Source organism: Mesorhizobium sp. M4B.F.Ca.ET.089.01.1.1 (genome assembly GCF_004022605.1).
Taxonomy (GTDB): Bacteria; Pseudomonadota; Alphaproteobacteria; order Rhizobiales; family Rhizobiaceae; genus Mesorhizobium; species Mesorhizobium abyssinicae.
Map to the genome: position 1 here is coordinate 1 of NZ_RZOS01001205.1, position 598 is coordinate 598.

2 protein-coding genes are annotated in these 598 nt (G+C 60.9%); both read right to left on the reverse strand.

The window, feature by feature from the left end; translation table 11 throughout:
- Nucleotides 1–232: hypothetical protein (locus tag EN780_RS36790; protein WP_133372983.1), on the reverse strand; the 232-nt coding region annotated here is incomplete at its 3' end.
- A 50-nt stretch (nt 233–282) separates the two neighbouring features.
- On the reverse strand, nt 283–598 hold a 316-nt coding region (locus tag EN780_RS39405), incomplete at its 5' end, for a hypothetical protein (protein WP_189557121.1).

A 598-nucleotide genomic window follows, 5' to 3' on the forward strand; every position in this document is an offset into this window, starting at 1 on the left:
GAGTGAATGCAGTCTCGACCACAGCCGCTTCCACCTCCTCGATCCCGAAGGCTTCCCCGGTTGGTATCTCTCCCGTCTCCACGAAGGCGTCCACAATGAATTGCTGCTGGGGTTCGCTATGAGTGTCCCTGAAGCGGTCAAGGCTCTGGTCCGCCATGCGCACAAACTCGGCATGCTGCTTGTCTTCCTTCTCGTCGTCGGTCTGTTCCTCCTCTTCGGTCTTGTCGTCCACGGCAGGCAACTCAGGGGCCGAAGCCCCCTCGTCACTCTCGGCCTCCGTGGTCAGGCGAAAGACTTCGGTGCTGCGTAGCCCCGAACAGCCAGACCATCGACCACGGCCTTGTTGAACTCGGCCTGCGTAATCTGCCCCGTCTCGGCCATGTCCTTCGCTTGACTAAAGCTGACCTCGATACCGCCAAGAACCTTGACCGTGGTCTTCTCGACCTCTGCCATGGGTGGCACAACCCCGACATCCTGAGACCGGATCGCTCCTTGGGTCTTCACACCCATGCGCTGGGCCTGAAGCTGCTGGTTCATGCGGGACATCGAGAGTTCGACCGCACGGTCAATTTCGTCCTGCTTCGCCCGCTCTGCGGCC